The following is a 22,440-nucleotide window of genomic DNA, read 5'->3' on the forward strand; positions in this document are numbered from 1 at the left end:
TCAGCGATCGACCACCCAGCGTGCGTCCGCAGGCCAAGAGCCCGTGCCAACGATGTGCTCCACGAGCCTGAATGCCTCCCGGATGGGGACGGTGTCCTCATCCGGATACTCGTCGCCCTGCCCGTTGGAGAGGATGAACCCGTCGCTCGACCCCGCAGTTCCGGGGTCCACGGCATGCTCGCCGGGACCACCCTCGCCTTCGAGCAGCACCACCATCGCTCGCTCGGCATTCGTCACGAAGGCAAGCAACCGTCCAGACGAACTGGCCAGCCACGTCTCAAGCTGTCCGCTGTCGATCCTCGACCGAAGAGCCTCCACGACCCCCGCTGACAACACAGGGACAGGGCTGTCTTCGTTGATCACCCAAGACTCGATCACGAGCACGACGATCTCACGGGCGGATTCAAGAGACAGGCCCTAGTCGTAGGTGGCGGGCGTGCTGGGTAGCCGACCAACTGGCCCGGAAGTCAGGGGGCGGGGGGCAGCGTGTCGGGCAGGGATCCTCCGGATTTCCGGGACAGCTCGTCTACCAGCGGCAGGAGTTCCAGGAGGCGGCTGGTCGGACGCTCGACCCATCCGTTGAGGACGTTGTCGATCCGGGCCAGCAACTCGGGAGCATCCCGCTTCAGCGCTCGGCGGTGCACATCCACGTGAGCGCGAGCGTGGGTGAGGTCGTCCTGCGCGCCTGGTACGCCGGGCACCGCTTCCAGGGCATGCGAGGCGGCCAGCAGATTCAGTGCCACATATAGGTCCCAGGCCACAGCGCTGTCCAGCGGATCTTTTCCCATTTTTTGATTCTCCCCGCCGCCCCCGCCTTTAGGGGTGACGGGGATTGATGGCCTGTAGCCGCGCGGAGAAGTCTAGGTCGGGGGCTGCGGCGCGGTGCTGGCCGGTGGCCAGGTCGAGGTATCCCCAGCGTCCATGTTCCCGGGGGCCACAGACCATCAGGGTCAGGGTACGGCCGGGTTCGTGGATCTCGGTGACCTCGTGGTAGACGTCGCGCGGCACCGTGTTGATGCCGCCGGAGCTGTGCCCGACGCCGTGTTCGGCGCGTACTGCTCCGTCGCCGTCGGGGATGTATCGGTCTTCGCTGTACCCGCCGAGCAGTACGTGTGCGTCGAAATCCCAGGGGTGCGAGTGCGGCGCTGGCTGCTGATCTCCACGCAGGTCCGGAGCGATCCAGAGATTAATCTTCACGGTGGCCTTGCGGGTGCCGAGCAGCGTCAACTCCGCCTTGTACCCGTTGCCGCAGCCGTCTGGCACCAGAGTCCAGCTGGGCGGCGCTGTGAACGTCTCCCAAGTCAGGGGCGCCAGGTGAGGGACGTGGGTGGCGGTGCCAGCTTCCGCCACACCGTACAGAACGTCGTCGAGCGCCAGGCCCGGGCGAATCTGAATGGTCGCCATGTCACCAGGCTCTCCGACGCCCGCAACAAGACACAACGTCTTGGCGGCAGACCCACGGGGCCGGGGCCCCGTCGGGCACTCGACTGACCAGCCGGGCCAGCGGACGGCTGGGTTCGTTTGTAGGGTCTCGCCGCTCGTGTCAGATGGCGTTCCCGTGACCTGCAGATTCGCAGGTTGTCTCACGCGATGTCGGACGCAGGAATCTCAACTTCGTGTCGTCCCTCGCCATTCGCTCGCAAGTGCGCGAGTCGCGCAGAGTCATGGCTTGCCCTGCCATACGCAATGCGACAGGACACTTCTGCTCGATGTCGGCCACACCTTGAGTCGCGAATGACGCCAGCGGCCGTTTCCCTGGACCAGACCGTGGTCAGCGAACCGCGGCTGGCTGGGGCCGCCTTTGCGGAGGATTAACTCCCCAGTTCCCTCAGCCGCTGGTGGAAGGGGGCAATTTTGCCCGTCGCCAGCTCGCGGCTGAGCTGAGAGAAGAAGGTGAGGTGGGGAAGCCTGCGGCGCAGGAGCCTGCGCAGCCATGCGGGAGACCGCACGTGCACCTCGGTCTCACCCTCGATAACAGGGAACCCGGGGATTACAGGCACGCCGGCGGTGGTAACTCGGAGCGTGACCGGATGACCGCCTGCCACGTTGGCCCCAAGCAGTTCGGTACGCAGATCCGCAACGATTCCCTCGAGCTCGCCCATAGCTTTGCGCAGCCGCAGAAGGTCGCTCTGGTGCTGCAGGGCGAGCTCCTGCTCCCTGACCCACCTGCGGAAGGCGGCCACGGACTCGCGCCCTCGCAGCTCTGTTGCGGCGGCGAGCAGTTCGCTCCGGGATCCGACGGAATGCGCCAGCATGGACGCGATGGCAGGCATGTCGATCGTCACGCTCAAACGCACGGCAGAGGCGAGCTCGGCTCGGACCCTGCCCGTCTGCTTCACCACCTCACCGGCGAACTCCCTCGTGGATGGCCCGCCGCCAGGGCGCGGCAGCTTCAGCATGGCCTCGGCTCGGTAAGTGTGCGGCATGTAGGAGAGCGACAGCTTGTCGGCCAACTCTTCGTAATAGAAGGCCCTCAGCAGGAACATGCAGTAGCGGCGGAAGGCGTCCGAGGCGCCTTGCAGCGCCCGGTCGATGGCGTCCTCGAGGGCGTGGACGCGGCTGAAGGCCGCCTCTCCGGCGAGGGCCTGGCGCAGGATGGTGGCGTCGCTTCGGTACAGATGCTCAACTTCGGGCCGGATGTCGGTCAGCCCGTAGTAGCGGTTGAAGTGAGCCGAAAACAACTCACCACCTCCCAGCCTGCTCAGGAGGAGTCGGTGCTGCTCGGCAAGTTCGCCCGAGCTCAACGCCCGCTCCAGCCGGTCGAGCGTCGCTTTCACCAGCAGTGTGGTGAACGGCAGCAAATCCCCTTCAGGAGGAGAAGTGCTGCGTGCTGCGGTCAGCGAGGGGAAGGTCGAGAAGTACGGGGCGTGCAGCAGGCTTATGGGATAACTCTCCGAGTCGCCCCAGCTGTCGATGACCAGCGCCTCGTGCAGGACGATCGCCTCCAGAAGGTCAGCGAGGGACTGTTCGTCCGCCAGGGTGGCGCTGCCCGGGGACTCAAGCATGGTGGTGGCGCCCGCCACCGTGGCGTTGTCCAGGAGCGCGGCGCCCCTGTCCTGTGCGATCCGCAGTGGCTGTCCCTCGTCCCACATGTGGCGTACCCCCCCCGATCGACATGGGCGCCCCGTGGCCCCCTCGGCCGAGGGGGCCACGGGGCGCTCCTCCACCGTCCAGCTGACCGGGAATTTGAGCAAGGTACCCGGGGGCCACCGCCTGATTGGACTGCATTCCTACGCCGCCTGGGATGCGTCAGGACACCTGTGGTGTCTCACCGGGATGTCGGATCCGACATCCATCCGACCGCGACCGTGAGATTCCGACACGGAACTTGAGTTCCTACATCGTTGTCCAAGGACAAGTTCTGTCCTGCCTCAGCGAAGCCAGTCGTCGTCTCACTCAACTCACTCGAAGGCGGCGGGCCATAATCGCGCTTCCCGCGGACCTCGGCTGTGTGCCCTACAGATCGTGTAGGTCGCCGTGACCGTGCTGCTGGCAATAACAGGATGCGTCGTCGGCAGCGAACTGACACCTGCCCAGCCATGTCCCAGCGCGCGGGTGCCTGTACGGGCGGGGTAGGGGAAAACGGTGTGCGATGGCGTCACGGGAATATGGGTGCCGTAGAACGGCGAGGGATCGTTCATCTCCACCGAGGACTCCTTCAATGGTCCAGTGCGACCAGGGCTGTTGTGATGGCGGCGGCGAGGGTGAGGGTAGCGGCGAAGGCTACGGCGGCGCGGGCCAGCGCGGTGGGGTAGGTGGCATGGTCGCGGCGGGCGAGGTAGCCCGCGCCAGTCCCGGCGAGGGCGGCGATCACGACGGTCAGGGCGCAGGCGAGCAGGATCAGGGCGGTGCGGTCGGACACGGTGTCAGTCCCTCTCGGCACGGCGGGTGTTGTCGTGGTGCCGAATTTTGCGGATCCGGTGTTCGGCGTGGTTCGCGCGGTCGAAGATGAACGACGGCGAACAGCGGCACAGCACAGGGGGCAGCGTGGGGACGGACCATTTGCAGGTTCCGGCGGCTGCACGGGCGGAGCTGCGCGCCCAGCTGGAGGCCGGTCGGGTCGCGCGGGGGTTGAACCAGACTGAACTCGCCCGCCGTGCCGGCCTGGGCCGTACCTCGGTCAGCCAGGCGCTCAGCAGTACCGCGCCTGCGCCTACTGCGCAGACGGTGGGCGCGTTGGCGCGTGCCCTCCGCCTCGACGTCCGCCCCTTACTGGACTTGCTGGCCACTGTAAGTGGGTCTCCTCACGGCCCGGGCGGCGCGCTGGGGAAGCCGATTGCGGACTGGGATCCGTACGATCTGGAAGTTCATCCCGCGGCCGAAGCCCCTACGCGTTCGGGATACGGCAGCGGGCCGAGCGGTGCGGTCGGGCAAGGGCGGCGGGCCCTGCTGCCGTCGTATGTGGGCCGTGGGCACGATGAGGAGCTGTCTGCCCTCGTGGACGCCGCGGCGCAGGAGCGCAGTCGGATGGCCGTGCTGGTTGGTTCCTCCTCGACGGGCAAGACCCGGGCCTGCTGGGAGGCCGTGCAGCAGCTGGACGAGTACGGCTGGAGGTTGTGGCATCCCTTCGATCCCACCCGGGCCGAAGCCGCCCTGGCCGACATCGAGCGCGTCGGGCCGCGCACGGTGGTGTGGCTGAACGAGGCCCAGCACTACCTCGGCGCCGGTGGCGGACTGGGCGAACGCATCGCCGCTGCCCTGCACGCCCTTCTCACTGACCCGGCACGCGGACCAGTGCTAGTTCTGGGTACCTTGTGGCCCGAGTACGCCACCGCCTACACCGCACTGCCCCGACCGGGCGTGGAAGACCGGCACCCGCGGGTGCGGGAGCTGCTGGCCGGTCGGCAGATCGCGCTGCCTGACAGCTTCGACACGGCCGCAATCGCTGACGCGAAGGCCCTCGCCGCGGCGGGCGACCGGCAGCTCGCACACGCGCTGAACCACATGGGGGACAGGCGGTTGGCGCAGTTCCTGGCCGGGGCGCCAGAACTGCTGCGCCGATACGAAACCGCGTCCCCGCCAGCCCGGGCCCTCCTTAACGCGGCGATGGACGCACGCCGTCTGGGCGTCGGCCTCCACCTATCACTGTCCTTCCTCGAACACGCGGCCACCGACTACCTGACCAGCGACGAATACGACACCCTCGACGACAACTGGCTCGAAGAAGCCCTCGCCGAGGTCACGCAGGCCGTCCACGGCCATCTCGCCCCCCTGCGCCGCATCCGCCCACGCCCAACCCAGCCCCTCACTCAGCAGGGCAGCACGGCGCAGGGGCCCGGCTACCGGCTGGCGGACTACCTCGAACAACACGGCCGCGACATCGGGAAACCTATGTGCCCCCCGGCCTCGTTCTGGGAAGCCGCGCACCACCACCTCACCCAGCCCGACATCTCCCACATCGCATACGCGGCCAAAGCGCGCCACCGCACCTACTGGGCCTACCACCTGTGGCACAAGGCCGCCGACGCTGGCAGCACCGAGGCCCTAGCCCAGCTCGCCGGATTGCGGGAGGGGGTGGGGGACCGGGAAGGGGCCGAGCGGCTTGCCCGGCAGGCTGCCGACGCCGGCAACACCGACGCCCTGGCCCGGCTCGCCGATATGCGAGAGATTGCCGGGGACCGGGAGGGGGCCGACCGGCTTGCCCAGCAGGCTGCCGACGCTGGCAACACCGATGCCTTGGCCTCGATTGCCGAACTGCGCATGATGGCGGGGGCCCGGGATATGGAAGGGGACCGGGAGGGGGCCGAGCGGCTCCTGCGGGAGGGGACCGAGGGGCACCTGCGGCGGGCCGCCGACGCCGGCAACACATTCGCCCTGGTCCTACTCGCTGTACTGCTGAGCGAGGCCGGGGACCGGAACGGGGCCGAACAAGTCGCCCATCAAGCCGCCGACGCCGGCGACACCGACGCCCTGTTACAGCTTGCCCGGATGCGGGAGGAGGTCGGAGATCGGGAGGGGGCCGAACGGCTCCTGCGGCGGGCCGCCGACGCCGACAACGAGGAGGCCGTGGGCCTACTCGCCGCGCTGTGGGAGAAGGCCGGGGATTGGGAGGGGGCCGAGCGGATCGCCCTGGAAGCTGCCGACGCTGGCGACACCGACGCCCTGGAACGGCTCGCCGATATGCGGAAGGTTGGCGGGACGGATGAAGATGGACTGTGGACGTATGGGCTCGACCCTGATGGCACGCCATCTGCCCCTTGGTGACCATTCACCCAATTGAACGCCGACGCGACCTACGAGCTGCCATGGGCGGGACCCCAACAGGCAGTAAGGCACGACAAAGCTAGTCCGGCGAAGCCCTGACTCGGCGACTGAGTTGGATGAGACAGAGCGCCAGTCGCCTGCCTTCGATGAGACGGCGACTCGGTTTGATGACAACGGACAAGTTCGCCGGGGGCAGACAGGAAAGATCGCGGAAGGACTGGTACAAGCCGCCAGGGGCATGTCAACGTAGACGACCTTCCCCGAAACCCCAGGTCAGAGAGGTGATGCCCGTGACCGTGGACGCGTCCACCCCCGGATTCTCCACCACCACCGAAGCCTTGCAGCTGCGCTCGTGGCAGCTGGGCCCCGGCCAGCCGACGATGGTCACCGACCTGTTCAAGGCCGAGTTCTTCCACCTCGTCGTGGACGACCGCGCCGACGTCCACATCAGCAGCAAGGACGGCCGCTTCTACCTCGGATGGTTCCCCCTCGGCCGCCCCGGCACCGACGGCGACGGCTGGACCCTCGCCGTCACCGGCGCCGCCAAGGTCCCCGGCTACCGGATCCGGTTCGACACCGAGACGCCGGCCGAGATCGTCGCGGCCACGGTCCAGCGCGTCCTGGCCACCTCCCGGCCTCTGTGAACCGACCGCAGGCCCCGCGCGGATCGGAGCCGCTGCTCACGCGCGGCACGTACCCTGCCCTCGGCCCCTGCGGGGGCGCCCGCTACTGCAAGGAGATGCGTCTTGGCCCCGGAGTTGACCGTCGGCGATCTGCTCGACCGCCTGTCCGCCAGCGACCGCGACGTGGTGGCCCGCCTGTGGATTAACCCCTTCGCCCGCACGGCCCGCCGCCTGGGCGGCGTGGTCCCCACCCGTGACGACGCCGGCCGGCCGGTGGTGTTCATCGCCGAGGCCAAGGACGCCGAGCCGCTCGGCGCCCTGCCCGACACGACCGTCGGCGACCTGCTCGACCAGCTGTCGGCCTGCGACCGCGACGCCGTCGTGCAGCTCGCCCTCAACCCCGACTTCCCGATGGCCCACCGCGCGGGTCCCGTTACCGCCGCCCACGATGAGAAGGACCGCCCCGTGCTGCTCCTCACCGAGCCGGACGAGGACGAGGCCGAACAGTTCGGCCCCCTGTTGCCCGCCGTCGCGGTCGCGCTGACCTGGCACGCACCGACCGAGGCCCCGCCCCGCCGACGGCGCGGAACCCGCCCCAGCGGCGGGCAGTGAACCACCCCCGAGCCCACGGAGGCGCCCCTGCACCCGCACCATCCCACTGATCCCTCCCACCCCGCTTCGCCGGACGCCGTGCGCTGGGTCACCCCGCGCCATCTGGCCGGCGATGACGACGTCCTCGCCGAGCGCATCGGGGACACCCTGACCGGCCTGGGGTGGCGCATGTGGCCGACCTCCCGCGACACCCTGCTTTATGTGAGCCCCGACGAGCTGCGCGGCGCCGAATGGATCCTGGCCAGCAGCCCGTTCTCCCTCGGCGGACTGCGGGTGGCCCTGCAGATCTCCGCGCGTTCGGACGCCACCAGTGCCCTGGTGCAGTGGAACGCGTACTTCACCACCGGCGTACCGCACGAGGCACTTCATGACTTCCTCGTCGCGCTCGACGCCAGCGGGGTGCCCGACAGCGGCTTCGAGGAGCCCGAGGCGGTGGTCGCGGCGCTGAGCGCCCAGGGCTGGATCCGTGACGTGGACCGCCCCCGCGCCGCCGCCACGGATCCCGGCTTCGCCTCGCACATCTCACTCGAGATGCTGCCGGACCTGATCGCCGACGCCGATCTGCGGGAGGACCTGATGGGCTGGCAGGCATGGGCCGAGCCCACGTTCGGCGCCCCCTACCTGTGGTGCGCGAACTTCAGCCCGAGCGTCCCCCACGAGCTGGTCGCGGCCTTCGCCGCCTCGCTCGCCTCCCCGGCCCCGGTGGCACGCCACCGGCTGCCACAGAGCGCGGAGAAGCGACTCACCATCGTCCACCGCGGCTGACCAGCAGAGCCCGGCACGTTGTCGGGCCCTGCCCTCCGCAGGCCGCGTTCACACCTCAGACCTGGCAGAGGTGTCCCCGACGAACCCGCTGCCCGCTGCCCGCTGCCCGCTGCCGAGGCTCAGCGCTGCGAGCGCTGCGGCTCCAACGGATTCCTCGCCTGGGCCGCGCGGGCGGCGCCGCGATTGCCGAGCGGGTCACCGTCATGTCCCCGCTGCGCACGGAGGCCCGGGCGAGCGCGCCGCGAGGTCCGCCTGAGCGGGGCGCGCCTGCGCCGCGAGCGCGTGGTCACCGTGGAGCGCGTGGACCCTGCGACGCCGAGAACAGCTCACGAGCGGTGAGCGCCAGAGCGTGGTCATGCCCAACACCCGTCGCCTGTCAGGCCCTTTGGCCTGGCGGGCCTTCGGCGTACACGGGGGTCGTGCCCGCCCTTGGAGGGTGAGCGCAGCAGTGGTCTGATAGGCCCATGATCACGCCGTACCGTTACGGTCCCGTTGATATCTGGCCCGGCCAGCGCCCGTCGCTCTGCGGCCTGTTGAAGTGGATGGCCTCCGACACCTTCCACTGGCTTGGTGACGGCTATCGCCATGCTCCACCACCAGGCGAGGAGACCTTCACGGATCTCCACATCCGGCACCTGCGGCAAGCCATGGGACACCGCCTGAAAGCCATTCAGTTCACCAAGAGGCAGGAGAGTTTCAACGGTGCCGACTGGGAGCTTTGGATCCACAACCGGTCTCACGGAATTGGTCTGAGGATCCAGGCCAAGAAACAATCCCGAAAAGGTCAGTACGGCTTTTGGTACTGGCTTCATGAACGTTCAGCTCTGCAGTGTGACCTCCTCGTCCATGACGCGCTCATCACGCAGTGCGTTCCCGTATACCTCCTGTACAACCACCGCGGGCCGTGGACCGTCGCCCAGGGCCTTGCGCAGGGCCTGTGCGGTCATACGGCATCAGACCAATCGCACTACGGCTGCACGCTGTTGTCCGCCTTCCATGTGCAGGCGGCACTCTTCCGACTCGTGATCGACAATGACCTGTACGGCCACTACCGGAACATCAGCCACCAGCGGCTCCGGCAGATGTCCGCGCCGTGGAATCAGGTGTTGTGCGACGTGCAGGAACCCAAAGAAGTACGGGATTCTCGTGGCGTCGCCACACTGAAGGAGATACAGCGGCGAAGCGCGGCGTTGGAACAATCCGGACTGGAAGCACTGGGGCGAGTCGATCCCGAAGGGTTCTCGACTCCGAGCCAGGTGCAACGAGACCATTCAGACCTGGGAGACGCCCCAGAGCTCAGGACGCGCCTGGACGAGACGCCGGCAAGGGGCGACGCCCAGACGGCACTCAGGCCGCTTCCCCAACGTGTGCTCAGGCTGCTGGAAGCAGACGACCCATGCCCGCCAGAGCCCGACGTTCCCACGAGTGCGGTGGTGCTGTACGACGTCACGGACGCCGAGGAACGCCTGGTTAACGAGCGGGGGCGCCTGTACCACTCGTAGCCGATGGCGACATGACAGTGCCCCTGTGGATACCAATCGACATCCACAGGGGCACTGTGTAGCGGTTCTGCTACCGGAGCCCTTGCGGGCCTCACCCAGACGGAAACCGCCTGTACGACAGTGCCCGTCCTAATTCACGTCAGCGTGCCGAAGGATGAGCTGGGTGCCGAACGCGATGAGGCCCACGCTCGCTCCCCCGACAACGCCCACCAGCCACCACTGGGCGTTGCCGGTGAACGATGAGGTGAACAGGCCAAACAGCAGTGCCGTTCCGCTGCCCAGCCAAAGGGGAGGCGGTGCATCGGGCGTTGAGGAGTAGCCGCGTGCAGAGCACATTTGGGATGGTCCTTCCTTCGAACGGTCTCCAGGGGCGGACGACTCAGCCACGGGAGCGGGCCTTGGCGAGGGCCTTCTCTAGATGGGTGCTGACGAGCGCTGGTGAGCCAGAGACGACTACGACGATGTTCCCCGTGCGGATCGCCGTCTGCTTGACGGCACTACGCTGCCCGCCGACAGAGTAGGTGAGCAGCTGGCTCCACTGATCGTCGCCGAGGTCGGGAGCGGTCGCGGTTTGAGTGGTCATGTCGATGGTGGTGCTGCCCGAGATCACCTGGTACTTCGGGCAAGAAGCCATTGCGTCGAAGATACGGCCGACGCCGTCGGACAGCTTCTGCGCGGTGGCGCTGTACAGCTCCTCGCTCACCTCGGAGTCGCCGCCGCCGCTGTAGGTGAACGCGACCTTCGCCTCGTTCGGGAAGTCGAGGCTCTGCCGGGTCGCCCCGTCCCCGCCGAGTTTGTCGAGGGCGGGGCAGCCGATCACCGTGACGTCGTCGTTGTGCTGAGTGCCCTCGGCCTGGCGTACATAGCCCTGGCCCAGGTCCTTCTCGGTCAGGAGCCGCTTGCTCAGTGCGGTCGAGGACAGCGGCTTGGCGTCGGCGGCGTCGTGTCCACCGCGGGGCGAAGAGGGGGCCGTCGGTGCGGTGCCGGAGGGGTCGGCGGAGCAGGCGGTCAGAGCGAGTGCAGTCAGGACGAGGGCGGCCGTGGTGTGGTGACGCAAGTGAACCCCTTGGTGTGGAGCGGACGTTTGACTGGGGCCGACACGCGATCCGCTGCCGGCGGGAGGGGTTACGGGTGGTCAGTGGCCCAGGTGGCGCAGGCCGTCGTCCAGAGTGGGGTGAAAGTGGTCCACAGGACCGGAGTTGCGGTTGTACCAGGCCGGGTCCAGATGCGGCTCGGCAGTGTTGTGGCCGGCGCGGCAGCGCAGCCAGATCGTGTCGTCGCGCATGCTGAAGACGATCCAGTCCCGGTACGCGCCGCACTGCGGGCACTCACGAACCTCGCCATCGACGACGAGCGGCTGCTCCCAGCGCATCATCAGTCCCTTGACTTCGTGGCGTGAGGGCACGCGAAGGTCCGGCGGCAGGAAGTCGGGCACCTCCTCGATGCCCGTGCCGTCCTGCGCGGTCGGCGTCGGCTCGGCAGCCGGGCTGACGAAGTCGGGCGCTGCCCAGGTCGCCTGTGCCTCCAGCAGAGCCTGGCCGGCGAGCTGGGCGTCACGGAACTCGCGGTCAGCACGTCGTCGAAACATCTGTCCCCCTCTTCGTCGTTGATCGGCACACGGAGAGTGCCCCAGGCCGCTGACCTGCTGCAACTTGCGGATTCAGTAATCACCTTGCCCTCCTGGGCCGGGCGTTGTCCCTGGGGGAGGGCCGCTTCGGCCGCCCGGCGCGCTGCGGCGTGGTGGTGCCCGGCTCAGGCACGGCGGAGGCATCGGCGGGCAGATCGGCCAGGCGACGCAGCCGCCAGACCAGGACGTCGCTCACTGACTCGGCGGTGTCGAGTTCGCGGCGTGCGACGGCCTCGGCGAGCAGGGTGGCGGGTTCGTGGCCGGCGGCCTCGACGTCGGCGAGGGTGGCGGCGAGCGCGTGCCAGCCGGGCTCGGCGAGGATCTGCTCAGCCAGCTCCGGAACCGCCTGCCGCAGGTGGGCCACCTGGCGGCGTTGCAGCGGTTGGGAGAGGCGACGGCCACGGTGGCGCAGCACGGCCATCGGATGCTGGGCGGCGGACTGGTAGGCCGCGCGCAGGTGTTCGGCGGCCTCGCGGGCGGCAGCGGCCTGCTGGGCGTGGTTCTTGCGGCCGTGCCAGTGGGCTGCGGCGATGACCAGGAAGGCAACCATGTCGATCACCATGGCGGTGGTGGCGCCGTCCTCTCCGCGCCCCAGTACGGGACCCCCGTAGATGAGGTCGCGGGCGGCTTGGCGTAGGGCACGGTCGTGGCCCCGCTCGGCGCGCACGTGGGAACGGGAGGCCCGCTCGAATGCCCAGGCAGCGTCACGTAGTTCACGGCGGGTATGGGTGGCCGAGGTCTTGGCGAGCGCGTCGAGGACCTCACCGGCGGCGGCAATCTGCGCGGCGATCTGCCCGTCGGTGCCCTGGTCGAGGACCACCACGGCCTGCCAGATCGCCGTCGTTGCCCGGCGCCGTGCGGACGACGGGCTGATGCGCGCCGATCCGGAGGTGCGGTCAGTGGCGGTATCGCGGCTGTGGCCGGCGGCGCTGGTGGACCAGCGCTCGCGGATGCGGGGCAAGGAGAGGTCGGGGGCGAGTTTCGAGCCGGGATAGAACACCGGCTCGCCGTCCTTGTTGTGGTCGTCGGGCAGCGCGACCGTGTAGCCGAGCAGATCACCGGAGGGCGCGACGCGCTGGCGGACCAGGAGGCCGGCGGCGGACAGGCGGCCGAAGAACTCCGCTTCACTTGCGGCGCCGGCGACCGCGCGGCGCACAGTCTCGCGCAGTTCCTCACGTGCGGTCCGCTCTCGGCCTTGACGTTCGGCCTTGTGGCGTTCGGCGCTGGTAGGGCGTTTGGCAGCGGTGCCATCTCCCTTGTTGAGGCGACGCAGCCCCAACTCGACTTCCAGCTCGCGGGCTTCGGCCTGAACGCGGGCGGCGTCGAAGTCGAGGTCGGGCTTGTAGCCGTCCTCGCGCACGAGGGTGGCAACGATGTGGATGTGATCGTCAGCGTGGCGGACGGCCGCCCAGCGGCAGCCCGATTCTTCCTCCGGGTCGTCGATGCCGGCGGCAGCGACCATACGGCGTGCGATGTCGCCCCATTCCTCATCCGTCAGGATGCGGTCATCGGCGCCGTTGCGCACGGACAGGTGCCACACGTGTTTCTTCGGCTGCTCGGCCTTGTCGACGTTCTCGACGGGCTGGTCGAGCAGGTGCTGGAGCTGCTTGAGGGTGGCGTTCGGGTCGCGGCCGGGATCAGGAGCACACTCGTCCCAGGAGGCCACCAGATGCGGATCGATGTGCTCCTCGAATTGGCCCGGCCCGTACAGGTAGTACAGGAGGCCGATGGTGCGCTTCCCGCGCTTCTGGATCCTGGGGATCATGCCGGTCTCGTTCTCAGTTCTGCTGGAGGAGCTGATCGGTGGCGTCCTGGACGCGCTGGACTGCCCGCTGGGTGGCGGTGAGGACGGCGTCGAGTTCGGCCGGCCAGGCACCGGAGTTGATGGCGCGGGCAACTTGGTTGAGGTTGTTGCCGACCTGGTGGAGGTGGCGGCGGGCGGCGAACAGCTCGGAGACTGTCTCTCGGCGTCCGGCTATGGCCGCGGCGGTGTTGTCGAGATCGTGCGCGGCAGCGAGACCACTGCGGGCGAGGAAGGCGGGCAGGCTCGTACGGGCAGCGGTCGCGGCAGCGGAGAGCACAGTCTTCTCGCTGTCATTGACACGGACGTAGACGACATGAACGCGCTTATCGGCGCCGGTCTTCGGCGAGCGCTTGCGCGTGTTCTTCTTCGGAGCACGGCGCTTGCGGCGCGGTGACTGCTTCCCCGGCTGCGATCCGCCCTCGGTCGCTGCCTCCCGGACCTGCGCCCCCTGGTGCTGGTCCGGGCCCGCCACCCCCGGGGCGGGCTTCGCCGAGGCCGCCTTCCCCGACGGGGAAGACGGTCTTGGCGGATAACTTGCTCCCCACAAGGGCGAGTTGGTGGCCTGCTCACCGCGGGTGTGGGGCTGGGGTTCGTGCGAGTGCGTCATCGGATGTGGTTCCTCGTGGTGCGGGTGTGGTGCTGGATCTGGGCGGCGAGATCGACCATGGCGGCGGACCCGTCCAGGACGCGGACGGGCGCCTCGGGCGCGCTCTGCACGAGCCACTGCCCGTTCGGGGCCAGGACTGCGACGTGCAGGAGGCGGTGGCGGACCAGAACCTCGGCCCAGGCGCTCGCTTCGGCTGCGGTCGGGACCGATGTACGGGAGCGGATGGCGGGCCTTTCAGGGTGGGGGGGCGGTGGCCCGGCACGAGGCCGGGCCACCGCAGCGGTTAGCGGGTTTGACCTGCGGTTATGGCATCGGTCACCCGCATATCGGGCAGCGCTCGAAGTGCCGGCCGAGAGCTTTGGCCATGCGGGACTTCACAGCGATAGCGTTCGTCGCGCTCGTCTTGGCCGCCGTGGTGCCCGCGCTGCGCCGGGAGTGGTTGCGCAGGTACGTGATGTCCCGCTCGTAGCCGCTCTTGATGCGCTCGAAGCGCGCGCAGGTCCTCATCGGGCTCTCCTTGTATCGCGGGGCAGGTGGGCAAGTGCCGGGTCCGCGTACAGGGCGGCCTGCAGGTCGCTGAACAGCTCGTTGCTGACGGTGATGTTGGCGTTGCGCAGGTGCGGTCGGATGGCCCGGCGGGTCATCCGGCCTTCTGCGAGGGCGGCTTTGCGCGCGACCGCGACCTTCGCTTCCCACGGGACTTCGTCCTGGTCCGCGGGCTTGGTCCGAGGGCCCGGCGCCAGGGCGTCGTGGCTCGTGGTCCGCGCCCCCTGCGGTCCGCCAGAGGAACCGCCCTCGCCTGGGTCCGCCGGTTGGTCTGTTGGCTGGTCCGCGGCAGGAGCGTCGTGGTCCGTGTCGTGGTCCGGTGCCGGGTTGGTCTGCTGGTCCGGAGCCGTGGCGTCGTGGTCCGCGGGGGTGGAGTCGGCCGGTTGGTCCGTGGTCCGCGCGGCGTCGTCGGTGGTCTGCGGGTGCTCGCGGTCCGGCATCTGGTCCGCCGGGGCGCCCCGGTCCGCGCTTGCCGGACCGGCTCCCTCGGCCGGCCCGTGCTCGTGGCCCGCCCGCGCGTGGTCCGCCGGACCGTGTGCGCTGGGCGCCGCTTGACCTGCGCCGTTGCTGGTCCGCTCCTCGTCGTCGGCCTGCTGCGGACCAGCGCTGATCTGCTGGTCCGCCGGTTGGTCTGCGGGCTGGTCCGCGGCAGGAGCGTCGTGGTCCGGTGCCGGGTTGGTCTGCTGGTCCGGAGCCGTGGCGTCGTGGTCCGCGGGGGTGGAGTCGGCCGGTTGGTCCGTGGTCCGCGCGGCGTCGTCGGTGGTCTGCGGGTGCTCGCGGTCCGGCATCTGGTCCGCCGGGGCGCCCTGGTCCGCGCTCGCCGGACCGGCTCCCTCGGCCGGTCCGTGCTCGTGGTCCGCGGGGCGCTTCTCCTCGAGCCGGACCGCCATGGGGTCCGCCGGGTGGTAGCGGGTGATGAGGATGTACAGGTGGACCGCCCCGGCCAGGGCGAGCGGGGCGAGGGTGGAGAGGATCGCGACGACGGTGTCGCTCAGGCGCAGTCCGGAGTGGGTGGTCTGCTGGTTGAGGCGGACCGCGTGCAGGGCGTTGGCCCAGATGCTCGCGGCGGTGGCGGTGCCGAACAGCACCCAGACGTAGAGGCGGGCACGCAGCGGGGCCTCGGAGAGGACCAGCAGGGCGCGCACTCCGTAGGCGATGAAGCCGTCGACCACGAGCGGGAAGAGGTAGGTGAGGAGTCCGCGGACGTGGATGGCGACGGCCATCTGCTGCAGGGCGTCGTAGCTCAGAGCGCATCCGGCCAGGCCCAGGACCACGATGGCGAGGCGGTCCCAGAACCCGACGGGCGCGACGGCCGGGTGTGCAGCGGTGGGGTGGGTCATGCGGCCTTTCCGAGCGAGGCGATCAGGGCGTGAGTCTGCAGCCGACGGGGGCCGTCCGAGATGGTGCTCTCGTCGTCCTTCGGGCGCTCGCCGCCGGCGTCGTCCGCTTCGTCGAGGCCCCAGTAACGGTCCCGGTCTTCAATGACGTGGGCGGCCTCGCGCATGAGGTCGCGGATCCAGTCCAGGTCGGCACTCAGCAGGTAGGCCACACGCTCCGGGCTCCAGCCGCGCAGGTAGGCGTGGTGGATGACGGTGCTGCGCTCGGCGGTGCTCAAGTGGACGTCCCGTCCCTGGAAGGCGGCGCGTACGCGGTCGTAGTCCAGGCGCTTGCTCAGGTTGGCCAGCCAGGGCTGGCGCTCCTTGTCGGTCAGGCCGCCCCAGATGCCGTAGCGGACCTGGTTGTCGACCGCGTAGTTGAAGCAGTCCTTCTTCACCGGGCAGGTGGCGCAGGTCCGCTTCGCCTCGGCGACGGCCTGGTGGTCCCGGGGCGTGTGGAAGAACAGCTTGTCGGCGCGGGCCGGGTCCATGCCGTGGCATGAACCCCGGGTGTGCCAGCTGTGGTCGGCGATTCCCCGCAGGTCCGGTGCGGGGGAGTCGTTCGTGGTCTTGTAGCGCAAGGAAGTCTCCGAGGTCGCCTCGCGGTAAGGCGGGCAGGGCGGCACCGCGGTGCGGCGGTGGGCGGCGAGGCGGGACAGGGTGCGGCGGACAGGCCGCACGGCGGTGTCGGTGGCGCAGATGCGGGTCAGCGGCGCTGGAAGCGGCGGTCAGGGCCGGTGAACTCGACGGCGGTGCACATGCCGGACAGGCGGGAGAGGACCCGGTCGCCGAGCTTGTCGCGCAGTACCGCCTGGCGCGCGGGCATCCGGTCGGTGCGCACGGGCGGCATGTTGCTGGTGAAGATCGTCGGCAGTCGATTCTGGCAGCGCCAGTTGACCAGCCGGAAGGTGATCTCCTCGGTCCACTCGCTCGGCTTGGCCGCGCCGAGGTCGTCGAGCAGCAGCACCGGGATCCGCATGATCCGCCGCAGCATGTGCTCGGGGTCCACGCCGGCGCGCGGACGCAGCTCGGCGTACAGGTCGGCGGCGGTGGTGGCGTGCCAGCGCACCCCGCATCCAGCGGCGGTCAGGGCGCGGATCGCTCCGAACGCCTCGTGCGTCTTGCCGGCGCCGGTGGAACCCCACAGCAGCAGGCTAGGCCCGTGCGTGATCTGCCTGCGCCCGGCGGTGCCGTAGTGCGGATTGACGCCCTTGGCGTTCGGCGCCACGGCGTTGTCGGCGATGGCCCGCACCCACGCGGCGACGTCCGGGTGCTCGGGCACGGCAGCGCGGTAGTCGACCGGGATGCGCGCCTGGGCGGCTTCCAGGGCCGGGATTGGCTCGGGGGTGTCCGGCAGCGCCCGGTCCAGGTCCAGGCCGCGCTCGGCGAGTTTGGCCTCCAGGCGCTCACGCAGCCGCTCGGAGATCGCGGGCCGCGGGTCGGCGTAGCGGGCGCGGGTCACAGGTGGCCTCCAAACGTCGTCGGCTCGGCGGTGGGATTGAGATACGGCGTGTACGAGCTGCCGGTGCTGGCCCAGGGCCCCGCGCCGGAGGCGGACGGCAGCGCGGCGGGCGACTGGGGTATCGCGTTGACGACCTCGTTCACCAGGCTCGGCAGGACGCTGGGGTTGAGCCCCTTGGCCCGCAGCTTGTCGAGCGCGGCGCGGATGGCGTCGGCCTCGAACCGCTCGTCGAGCAGGACGTTGATCTTCCGGCCCAGATGGCCGAGGAAGTCCTCCGGTGGGCGCCGGTTGCAGCCCCGGACGTACTCGGCCACCAGCTGCTTGGCTGACATTTGCGCCGAGGAGGCGTCGGTCGCGGGCGCCTCGCGCCCCGTAAGGGAAGATCCAGGATCCAAGATCCTAGATCCAGACGCCGAGGGCTCGTCGAGGCTTCGGCGAGGAATCGACGAGCCCTCGCCGATTCCCCTCTGACCTGCGGAAACACCGGGCGGAGGCATACAGGGGCCAGCCGGGCTGTGCGGGTCGGTTGAGGCGGGTTGCGCCCCGGCCGCCGGGGGCCCGGACAAGGGCGCCGCATCGATGGCAGTGGCCTCAGACGGCCGAGCGAGGGCTCCGCGAGCCTTCGTCGAGCTCTCGGCGAGGGCTGCGCGAGGTGTCGCCGAAGTGGCCTGGGCGCTGGGCTGCGTGGTGCCGTCGGGGCACTGGGCGGCAGCGCATCCACCGCACTTGTGGCCAGCCTGGTGTTGCGGGCACCGGGGCAGCCGAGAGGCGGAGGGGCGGTCGATCTTCTGGTGCCGCTCCCACGTGACGATGTGCAGCCAGCCGCGTCCGTCGCAGCCGGTGTACCGGCAGATCAGCCCGGCGACAGCCAGCTCCTCCAGGTCCTGCGCGACGTGCGTGGCGGTGTGCTCCGGGCGCAAGGCCCACAGCCGTCCGGCGATGATGGCGGGGTGGTCGCGGTGCCGACCGGAGTCATCGGCCTGGGTCAGCAGCCCGATGAAGGTCAGCATCGCGGTGACCGAACACTCAGCCAGCGACTCGGACTCGAACATCTCAGGCTTAACGGTGCGGATGCGCGCCATCAGTTCACCTCCGCCCTGTCGAGGGGGAACACAGAGGTGTGGGCCTCGGACGTGTCCGGGAGGTGGGGATTTGGGCTGCCGCGCCGACCGGGGAGTTCGGCCTTTTGCGCAGGGCCGTCGGCATGCAAGACTCTCTCCTGTGTAGTAGCCGCGCCCGGGGCGCCCTGTGGTAAGGACCCGGTTGCGGTTTTGGTAGGTGATCTCACGCCCTTGCCGGGGCGTTCAGGTCAGGTACCGGTCGGCGTCTGAGGGAGACCAACTCTCAGACGCCGACGGCTTTTTGCGCCCATTCCACGTGAGTGCTGGATGTGTGCCTCATGCTTTCCTCCTCTCGGGTCGTGGCCGCTGAGCCGTGCGGCGGGGACCAGGAACATATGCAGACGCGGCCGTCAAGTCCAGACTTCACTTAAGAGTTCGAGACAAGTGCGCTGGTCTAGGCGCGACCGGTCTTCGTTGCTGGGGGTGGATGGCTCTCCTTCGTGTGCGGCATGCGGCTGTGAGGGCCCGTCCGGAACGGTCGAAGACCTGATGCGCCTGTGGCGCAGCCTCTGACCTGGAGGCGAACACTAAAGTGTTCGGGCTTGATCGAAGGTTCGCTGAAGTGTCGATCGCCTGTCAACACTTAAATGTTCCGCAGGGGCGGGTGGAAGTCGGCCTGTGTACTGAAGTACCCTGCGTGGAGCCGTTCAGATGAGAGGAGGACACGCATGCCGAAACACAGCAGCGACGGCGGCAGCTCTCCGGGCGGCCGGCAGGGAGAGTTCGCGCGCCGGCTCACTCGTCTGTTCGAGACGAAGACGAACCCTGATACGGGTGCGGCTTACACCAACCTCGAACTGTCTCGCATAGTCGGTCTCTCGCCCAGTACGATCGCGCAGCTCAAGCAGGGAACGAAGGACAACCCGACGAAGAACACCATTGAGGCGCTCGCCAAGCACTTCGGGGTGGAGCCGGGCTACTTCTTCGATGAGATGAGTCCGGAGCATGAGGATCGAGTCATTGCCGGACTCAAGCTGTTGGATGCCGCGGAGAACGCTGGCGTTCAGACGCTGGCGACTCGAATGCTGGCGGATCGTGCCGATGGTCTCTCTGCGGCCAGCTTGGAAATGATCGCGTCGGTCATCGAGACGGCCCGCAAGGCCGAGGGGCTCGACGGCCTTTCCAAGGGCTGACCGACTGCAAGTGCGAGGCGCGGTGCTTCCACGGACATGGAGGTCCGGCCCCTGGCAGTGAGGGCTGATCATGCTCCTCGTGGCGTCGGCCGGCGTCCCCGGCGCGCTTTTGCCGCGCGGGCCCGGCTGGTGCCGGGCCGGGATGCAACTCCTCAGATGGTGCAGGTCATCGGCTTGCCGCCATTGAAGGCCACCATGTCCTTGACGGCGGCCCCCACGGGCAGATGGTGGCCCAGGGGTAGTCCGCCCAGCTCGGCGTAGGCGCGGTGCAGGTTCCCGACAAGGCGCTCCGGCTCAGGCCAGTGACTGAAGGGGCCAAGGTCTGCGCGCAGCGCGGCTTCCAGCGGTTCCCACCCAGCGGTCGCTCCATCGCGCGCGAGCTGCTGCACCCAGCGCAGGTACTCCACGTTCTCCTCGATGACCCGAGCGTCGGCGATCGGCCCGTGCCCGCTGACGATGCGTTCTGCACCCAGCGCCTTGAGTTTGCCCAGCACCTGCAAAGAGCCCCGCACGGAACCCATGAAGACGAACGGCGTGACACCCGAAAACGTCAGGTCGCCTGTGTAGAGGATGCCGCGCTCAGGGAGCCACACCACGACGTCGCCAGTGGTGTGGGCCGGGCCGAAGTGCAGCAGCTCGGCCTGCTGGCCCCCCGTGTGCAGGGTCGTGCGATCGGTGAAGGTGAGCGTCGGGGGAGTGAGGGTGATCTGCCCCCAGTTCGCCTCCGGCCAGATGGTCGGCAGGTCTACGCCATCACGCAGTACAGCTTCACGAGTGTGCTCGTGCGCGATGACCGTAGCTCCGGGGAACGCGCTCGCGCCGAAGTGATGGTCGCCATGGTGATGGGTGATCACCAGGCGCGCGATCGGACGCTGAGTGCGCTCCCTGATCCTTGCCAGGAGCTGCCGGGCGCTGGCTGGCGTCGCGGTGCAGTCGATGAGAGTTACCGAGTCCTCTCCGATAAGGACACCGGCATTGCTGACACACCACCCGCCCTGGGGTTGCAAGTACGCATACGCCGAGCCTGAGTCAAGCTGCGTCAAATGCGGCTGCTCTCGGCGAGGTTGAGGGATGCGGAGGTGTGCTGCTGAAGTCTTCATGAGTGGATCGGTGCATCCTGCATCGGTATGACCGTCATGAGCCGGCATGACGGTAGGTCATCTACCTTCATCGTCAACAGGGTTACCTCGAATTCCCGTGTCCCTTGCCGCGGGAGATACAGCTTGCGAGTCGATGCCGCGTCAGGGTGGGACAGGGTGGGCAAGTGGGGAGCGTTCCAGAGACCCCTTGCGACAGGGTCGGCGCAGACGCGTTTGATCAGCGCCTGCATCCCGAGGTCGCCGACCCAGTGTTCTGCATGAAGGCGGAGCTGAGCAATCATGGGGATGGCCCAGTCTTGCTCCCAGCGAATCAGCTGTGTCCGGGCTTCGGGGTAAGTCAGCGCCCACTCCATAACGTTGGTGCCGTGAAGCATCCACGGGTAGTCGCCAAGGGCAGCGGAGTTGTACGCCAGGAGGTCCCACCGGTAGTCGCACAGGTAGGTCGGCCAGCGCTGGGCCTGGATAAAGGCGCGCAGAGATGCCGGCAGCTCATCGCCCACCCGGGGTGCGCGGACGGGCTGGGCATCAGGGGTCTTCCGGTCGTGAACGAGCTGCCAGATGGTGTCCCACTCGACGTCGTCCAGCTTCAAGAGGCGGCGCACCGAACGCAAGAACGTAGGCGAGTAGTTCAGCGGCTTGCCCAGCTCCAGATTGCGGTACCACTTCGTGGATACCCCCAGCAGGTGGCTTACGTCGTCTTGAGTCAAGCCCGGCTTATGGCGCGGGCCCAACACCGCTGCGAAACCAGGGATATCACGCGGATCAATGCGATTGCGCGCCTGGCGCAAAACGCGCGTAATGGTCTGCTGCTGGGCGGAACGGGACGTTCCGTTAGTACTCGGGTTCGGCGACTCTTGAGGCATGGATCACATTTTCTTGCTATCCCCCGATGTTCTGTAGACGAGGGAACAGGCTAGCAGTGGCCTGTGGCCCATAAATGACGCGGGTTACGCCGGGCGGTGAGCCGCTGCGAACCGTGATCCAGAGGTCTTATACGCTGTATGGGGAAGTGGTAGTTCCCCCCGTCCGAAATGTTCTAATGACCAAAACTTTCGCGGCGCCTACAGTCTGAACCCGTCGGGACCTCCGGCGGTGATCCGAACTGAGAAAGGCCATGTAGATGTCGCGCACGATCCTGGTCACCGGTGGAAACCGCGGCATTGGCTTGGCGATTGCCCGCACGTTTGCCCACGCGGGGGACAAGGTGGCCTTTACGCATCGCACGGGCGAGCCCCCGGCGGAGCTGACGGACCTGGGCTGCCTGCCGGTGCGCTGCGACATGAGGGACGCCGAAGAGGTGGAACTCGCGTTCAAGACGGTGGAGGAGGCGTACGGACCGGTTGAGGTCCTGGTCGCCAACGCGGGGGTCACTCAGGACCAGCTGCTGATGCGGATGTCCGAGGAGGACTTCACCTCCGTCGTCGACACCAACCTCACCGGCACCTTCCGGGTGGTCAAGCGCGCTCACCGCGGGATGCTGCGGGCCCGCAAGGGGCGCATCGTCCTCATCTCCTCGGCGGTGGCCCTCTACGGGGCAGCGGGTCAAGCGAACTACGCCGCCTCCAAGGCGGGTCTGGTGGGCTTTGCCCGATCCCTCGCCCGCGAACTGGGCCGCTGGAACGTCACCGTCAACGTTGTCGCCCCAGGGCTGACCTGCACCGATATGGCAGGGGCCTTGAGTCAGGAACAGCGGGACGAGCTTGTGCGCGGTGTCCCCCTGGGACGCATGGCCGAGCCGACAGAAATCGCCGGTGCCGTGCAGTTTCTGGCCAGCGACGACGCTTCTTACATCACCGGCGCGGTTGTTCCCGTGGACGGCGGCGCCGCCATGGGGCACTGACCGACCGCCCCATCCCCACCGCTCCCTCATCTCGGGCGCGAGCAGGAGGCCATCGCGGCCGCCTCGGGCAGGAGGCCGGCCCGTGATGCTTCCGCGTACGTAAGGACCCCCCATGTTT

The 22,440-nt window shown here is 68.7% G+C and carries 23 protein-coding genes and 2 pseudogenes; 8 read left to right on the plus strand and 17 right to left on the minus strand.

Annotated features, from left to right (window positions below; genetic code table 11):
- The 6 genes from DMA15_RS30440 to DMA15_RS30465 form a co-directional block, all read right to left on the minus strand.
- Positions 1–378: a hypothetical protein gene (locus DMA15_RS30440; RefSeq protein ID WP_125515913.1), complete on the minus strand. Its 378-nt coding sequence runs from the start codon at positions 376–378 to the stop codon at positions 1–3.
- An 89-nt stretch (positions 379–467) separates the two neighbouring features.
- Entirely contained in the window at positions 468–788 is a 321-nt protein-coding gene (locus DMA15_RS30445) for a hypothetical protein (protein WP_125515914.1), read from the minus strand.
- Positions 789–816: 28 nt separating this feature from the next.
- The gene (locus tag DMA15_RS30450; RefSeq protein WP_125515915.1) at positions 817–1,404 is read right to left on the minus strand and encodes a hypothetical protein; all 588 of its coding nucleotides are present in this window, start codon (positions 1,402–1,404) and stop codon (positions 817–819) included.
- Between the two features lie 407 nt (positions 1,405–1,811).
- Entirely contained in the window at positions 1,812–3,092 is a 1,281-nt protein-coding gene (locus DMA15_RS30455) for a hypothetical protein (RefSeq protein WP_125515916.1), read from the minus strand.
- A gap of 309 nt (positions 3,093–3,401) precedes the next feature.
- Entirely contained in the window at positions 3,402–3,647 is a 246-nt protein-coding gene (locus DMA15_RS30460; protein ID WP_125515917.1) for a hypothetical protein, read from the minus strand.
- Between the two features lie 11 nt (positions 3,648–3,658).
- Complete coding sequence (locus DMA15_RS30465; protein ID WP_125515918.1) at positions 3,659–3,862, minus strand: hypothetical protein; 204 nt, start codon at positions 3,860–3,862, stop codon at positions 3,659–3,661.
- Between the two features lie 86 nt (positions 3,863–3,948).
- Between DMA15_RS30465 and DMA15_RS37710 the strand changes: the two are divergent.
- The 6 genes and pseudogenes from DMA15_RS37710 to DMA15_RS30490 form a co-directional block, all read left to right on the plus strand.
- Positions 3,949–4,143: pseudogene (locus DMA15_RS37710) on the plus strand (hypothetical protein); the annotation flags it as partial.
- A gap of 324 nt (positions 4,144–4,467) precedes the next feature.
- Positions 4,468–6,204 carry a hypothetical protein gene (locus DMA15_RS30470; protein WP_240660301.1) on the plus strand — a complete coding sequence of 579 codons (1,737 nt, stop codon included), beginning with the start codon at positions 4,468–4,470 and terminating at the stop codon, positions 6,202–6,204.
- Positions 6,205–6,494: 290 nt separating this feature from the next.
- On the plus strand, positions 6,495–6,848 hold the full coding sequence (locus DMA15_RS30475) for a DUF317 domain-containing protein (RefSeq protein ID WP_125515920.1): 354 nt from the start codon (positions 6,495–6,497) through the stop codon (positions 6,846–6,848).
- Positions 6,849–6,950: 102 nt separating this feature from the next.
- Positions 6,951–7,439 carry a hypothetical protein gene (locus tag DMA15_RS38155; protein WP_346428933.1) on the plus strand — a complete coding sequence of 163 codons (489 nt, stop codon included), beginning with the start codon at positions 6,951–6,953 and terminating at the stop codon, positions 7,437–7,439.
- Positions 7,440–7,517: 78 nt separating this feature from the next.
- Positions 7,518–8,204 carry a DUF317 domain-containing protein gene (locus DMA15_RS30485; protein ID WP_125515921.1) on the plus strand — a complete coding sequence of 229 codons (687 nt, stop codon included), beginning with the start codon at positions 7,518–7,520 and terminating at the stop codon, positions 8,202–8,204.
- Between the two features lie 464 nt (positions 8,205–8,668).
- Positions 8,669–9,706, plus strand: coding sequence for a DUF6615 family protein (locus DMA15_RS30490; RefSeq protein ID WP_125515922.1), 1,038 nt, complete (start codon positions 8,669–8,671; stop codon positions 9,704–9,706).
- A gap of 379 nt (positions 9,707–10,085) precedes the next feature.
- On the opposite strand, the gene DMA15_RS30495 is transcribed toward DMA15_RS30490, so the two are convergent.
- The 9 genes and pseudogenes from DMA15_RS30495 to DMA15_RS30540 all read right to left on the minus strand — a co-directional run bounded on the left by DMA15_RS30495 (position 10,086) and on the right by DMA15_RS30540 (position 17,460).
- The gene (locus DMA15_RS30495) at positions 10,086–10,763 is read right to left on the minus strand and encodes a hypothetical protein (RefSeq protein ID WP_125515923.1); all 678 of its coding nucleotides are present in this window, start codon (positions 10,761–10,763) and stop codon (positions 10,086–10,088) included.
- A gap of 78 nt (positions 10,764–10,841) precedes the next feature.
- Positions 10,842–11,294 carry a hypothetical protein gene (locus DMA15_RS30500; protein ID WP_164551856.1) on the minus strand — a complete coding sequence of 151 codons (453 nt, stop codon included), beginning with the start codon at positions 11,292–11,294 and terminating at the stop codon, positions 10,842–10,844.
- A gap of 79 nt (positions 11,295–11,373) precedes the next feature.
- Positions 11,374–13,098: a relaxase/mobilization nuclease domain-containing protein gene (locus tag DMA15_RS30505; RefSeq protein WP_125515924.1), complete on the minus strand. Its 1,725-nt coding sequence runs from the start codon at positions 13,096–13,098 to the stop codon at positions 11,374–11,376.
- 13 nt (positions 13,099–13,111) lie between these two features.
- Complete coding sequence (gene mobC / locus DMA15_RS30510) at positions 13,112–13,744, minus strand: plasmid mobilization relaxosome protein MobC (RefSeq protein WP_125515925.1); 633 nt, start codon at positions 13,742–13,744, stop codon at positions 13,112–13,114.
- A 315-nt stretch (positions 13,745–14,059) separates the two neighbouring features.
- A complete protein-coding gene (locus DMA15_RS30520) occupies positions 14,060–14,251 on the minus strand; it encodes a hypothetical protein (RefSeq protein WP_125515926.1) in 192 nt (63 codons plus the stop codon).
- Positions 14,252–15,198: 947 nt separating this feature from the next.
- Positions 15,199–15,630 (minus strand): annotated as a pseudogene (locus tag DMA15_RS37715) (DUF2637 domain-containing protein); the annotation flags it as partial.
- Positions 15,627–16,346 carry a WhiB family transcriptional regulator gene (locus DMA15_RS30530; RefSeq protein ID WP_240660031.1) on the minus strand — a complete coding sequence of 240 codons (720 nt, stop codon included), beginning with the start codon at positions 16,344–16,346 and terminating at the stop codon, positions 15,627–15,629. The gene DMA15_RS30530 and the pseudogene DMA15_RS37715, both read right to left, overlap by 4 nt.
- Positions 16,347–16,372: 26 nt before the next feature.
- Positions 16,373–17,128, minus strand: coding sequence for an ATP-binding protein (locus DMA15_RS30535; RefSeq protein WP_125515928.1), 756 nt, complete (start codon positions 17,126–17,128; stop codon positions 16,373–16,375).
- Positions 17,125–17,460 (minus strand): hypothetical protein, encoded by a 336-nt coding sequence (locus tag DMA15_RS30540; RefSeq protein ID WP_125515929.1) that lies wholly within the window; start codon positions 17,458–17,460, stop codon positions 17,125–17,127. Before DMA15_RS30540 ends, DMA15_RS30535 begins: the two co-directional genes overlap by 4 nt.
- Positions 17,461–18,917: 1,457 nt before the next feature.
- On the opposite strand from DMA15_RS30540, the gene DMA15_RS30545 reads away from it, so the two are divergent.
- A complete protein-coding gene (locus tag DMA15_RS30545; protein WP_125515930.1) occupies positions 18,918–19,382 on the plus strand; it encodes a helix-turn-helix domain-containing protein in 465 nt (154 codons plus the stop codon).
- Positions 19,383–19,534: 152 nt separating this feature from the next.
- Here DMA15_RS30545 and DMA15_RS30550 read toward each other — a convergent pair whose 3' ends face one another.
- Complete coding sequence (locus DMA15_RS30550) at positions 19,535–20,530, minus strand: MBL fold metallo-hydrolase (protein WP_346428934.1); 996 nt, start codon at positions 20,528–20,530, stop codon at positions 19,535–19,537.
- Complete coding sequence (locus DMA15_RS30555; RefSeq protein ID WP_125515932.1) at positions 20,479–21,345, minus strand: helix-turn-helix domain-containing protein; 867 nt, start codon at positions 21,343–21,345, stop codon at positions 20,479–20,481. The genes DMA15_RS30550 and DMA15_RS30555 overlap by 52 nt, the downstream gene beginning before the upstream one ends.
- A gap of 257 nt (positions 21,346–21,602) precedes the next feature.
- On the opposite strand from DMA15_RS30555, the gene fabG reads away from it, so the two are divergent.
- Positions 21,603–22,322 carry a 3-oxoacyl-ACP reductase FabG gene (gene fabG, locus DMA15_RS30560; RefSeq protein ID WP_125515933.1) on the plus strand — a complete coding sequence of 240 codons (720 nt, stop codon included), beginning with the start codon at positions 21,603–21,605 and terminating at the stop codon, positions 22,320–22,322.
- Positions 22,323–22,440: the final 118 nt, after the last annotated feature.

The sequence above is a fragment of the Streptomyces sp. WAC 01529 genome (assembly GCF_003945545.1).
GTDB classification, from domain to species: domain Bacteria; phylum Actinomycetota; class Actinomycetes; order Streptomycetales; family Streptomycetaceae; genus Streptomyces; species Streptomyces anatolicus.

What these genes read in the sequence shown, in the direction of transcription:
- DMA15_RS30445 (WP_125515914.1), bottom strand. Translation starts at nt 788, where the DNA reads ATGGGAAAAGATCCGCTGGACAGCGCTGTGGCCTGGGACCTATATGTG.
- DMA15_RS30450 (WP_125515915.1), bottom strand. Translation starts at nt 1,404, where the DNA reads ATGGCGACCATTCAGATTCGCCCGGGCCTGGCGCTCGACGACGTTCTG.
- DMA15_RS30455 (WP_125515916.1), bottom strand. Translation starts at nt 3,092, where the DNA reads ATGTGGGACGAGGGACAGCCACTGCGGATCGCACAGGACAGGGGCGCC.
- DMA15_RS30470 (WP_240660301.1), top strand. Translation starts at nt 4,468, where the DNA reads ATGGCCGTGCTGGTTGGTTCCTCCTCGACGGGCAAGACCCGGGCCTGC.
- DMA15_RS30490 (WP_125515922.1), top strand. Translation starts at nt 8,669, where the DNA reads ATGATCACGCCGTACCGTTACGGTCCCGTTGATATCTGGCCCGGCCAG.
- DMA15_RS30500 (WP_164551856.1), bottom strand. Translation starts at nt 11,294, where the DNA reads ATGTTTCGACGACGTGCTGACCGCGAGTTCCGTGACGCCCAGCTCGCC.
- DMA15_RS30505 (WP_125515924.1), bottom strand. Translation starts at nt 13,098, where the DNA reads ATGATCCCCAGGATCCAGAAGCGCGGGAAGCGCACCATCGGCCTCCTG.
- mobC (WP_125515925.1), bottom strand. Translation starts at nt 13,744, where the DNA reads ATGACGCACTCGCACGAACCCCAGCCCCACACCCGCGGTGAGCAGGCC.
- DMA15_RS30520 (WP_125515926.1), bottom strand. Translation starts at nt 14,251, where the DNA reads ATGAGGACCTGCGCGCGCTTCGAGCGCATCAAGAGCGGCTACGAGCGG.
- DMA15_RS30540 (WP_125515929.1), bottom strand. Translation starts at nt 17,460, where the DNA reads ATGTCAGCCAAGCAGCTGGTGGCCGAGTACGTCCGGGGCTGCAACCGG.
- DMA15_RS30545 (WP_125515930.1), top strand. Translation starts at nt 18,918, where the DNA reads ATGCCGAAACACAGCAGCGACGGCGGCAGCTCTCCGGGCGGCCGGCAG.
- DMA15_RS30550 (WP_346428934.1), bottom strand. Translation starts at nt 20,530, where the DNA reads ATGCCGGCTCATGACGGTCATACCGATGCAGGATGCACCGATCCACTC.
- DMA15_RS30555 (WP_125515932.1), bottom strand. Translation starts at nt 21,345, where the DNA reads ATGCCTCAAGAGTCGCCGAACCCGAGTACTAACGGAACGTCCCGTTCC.
- fabG (WP_125515933.1), top strand. Translation starts at nt 21,603, where the DNA reads ATGTCGCGCACGATCCTGGTCACCGGTGGAAACCGCGGCATTGGCTTG.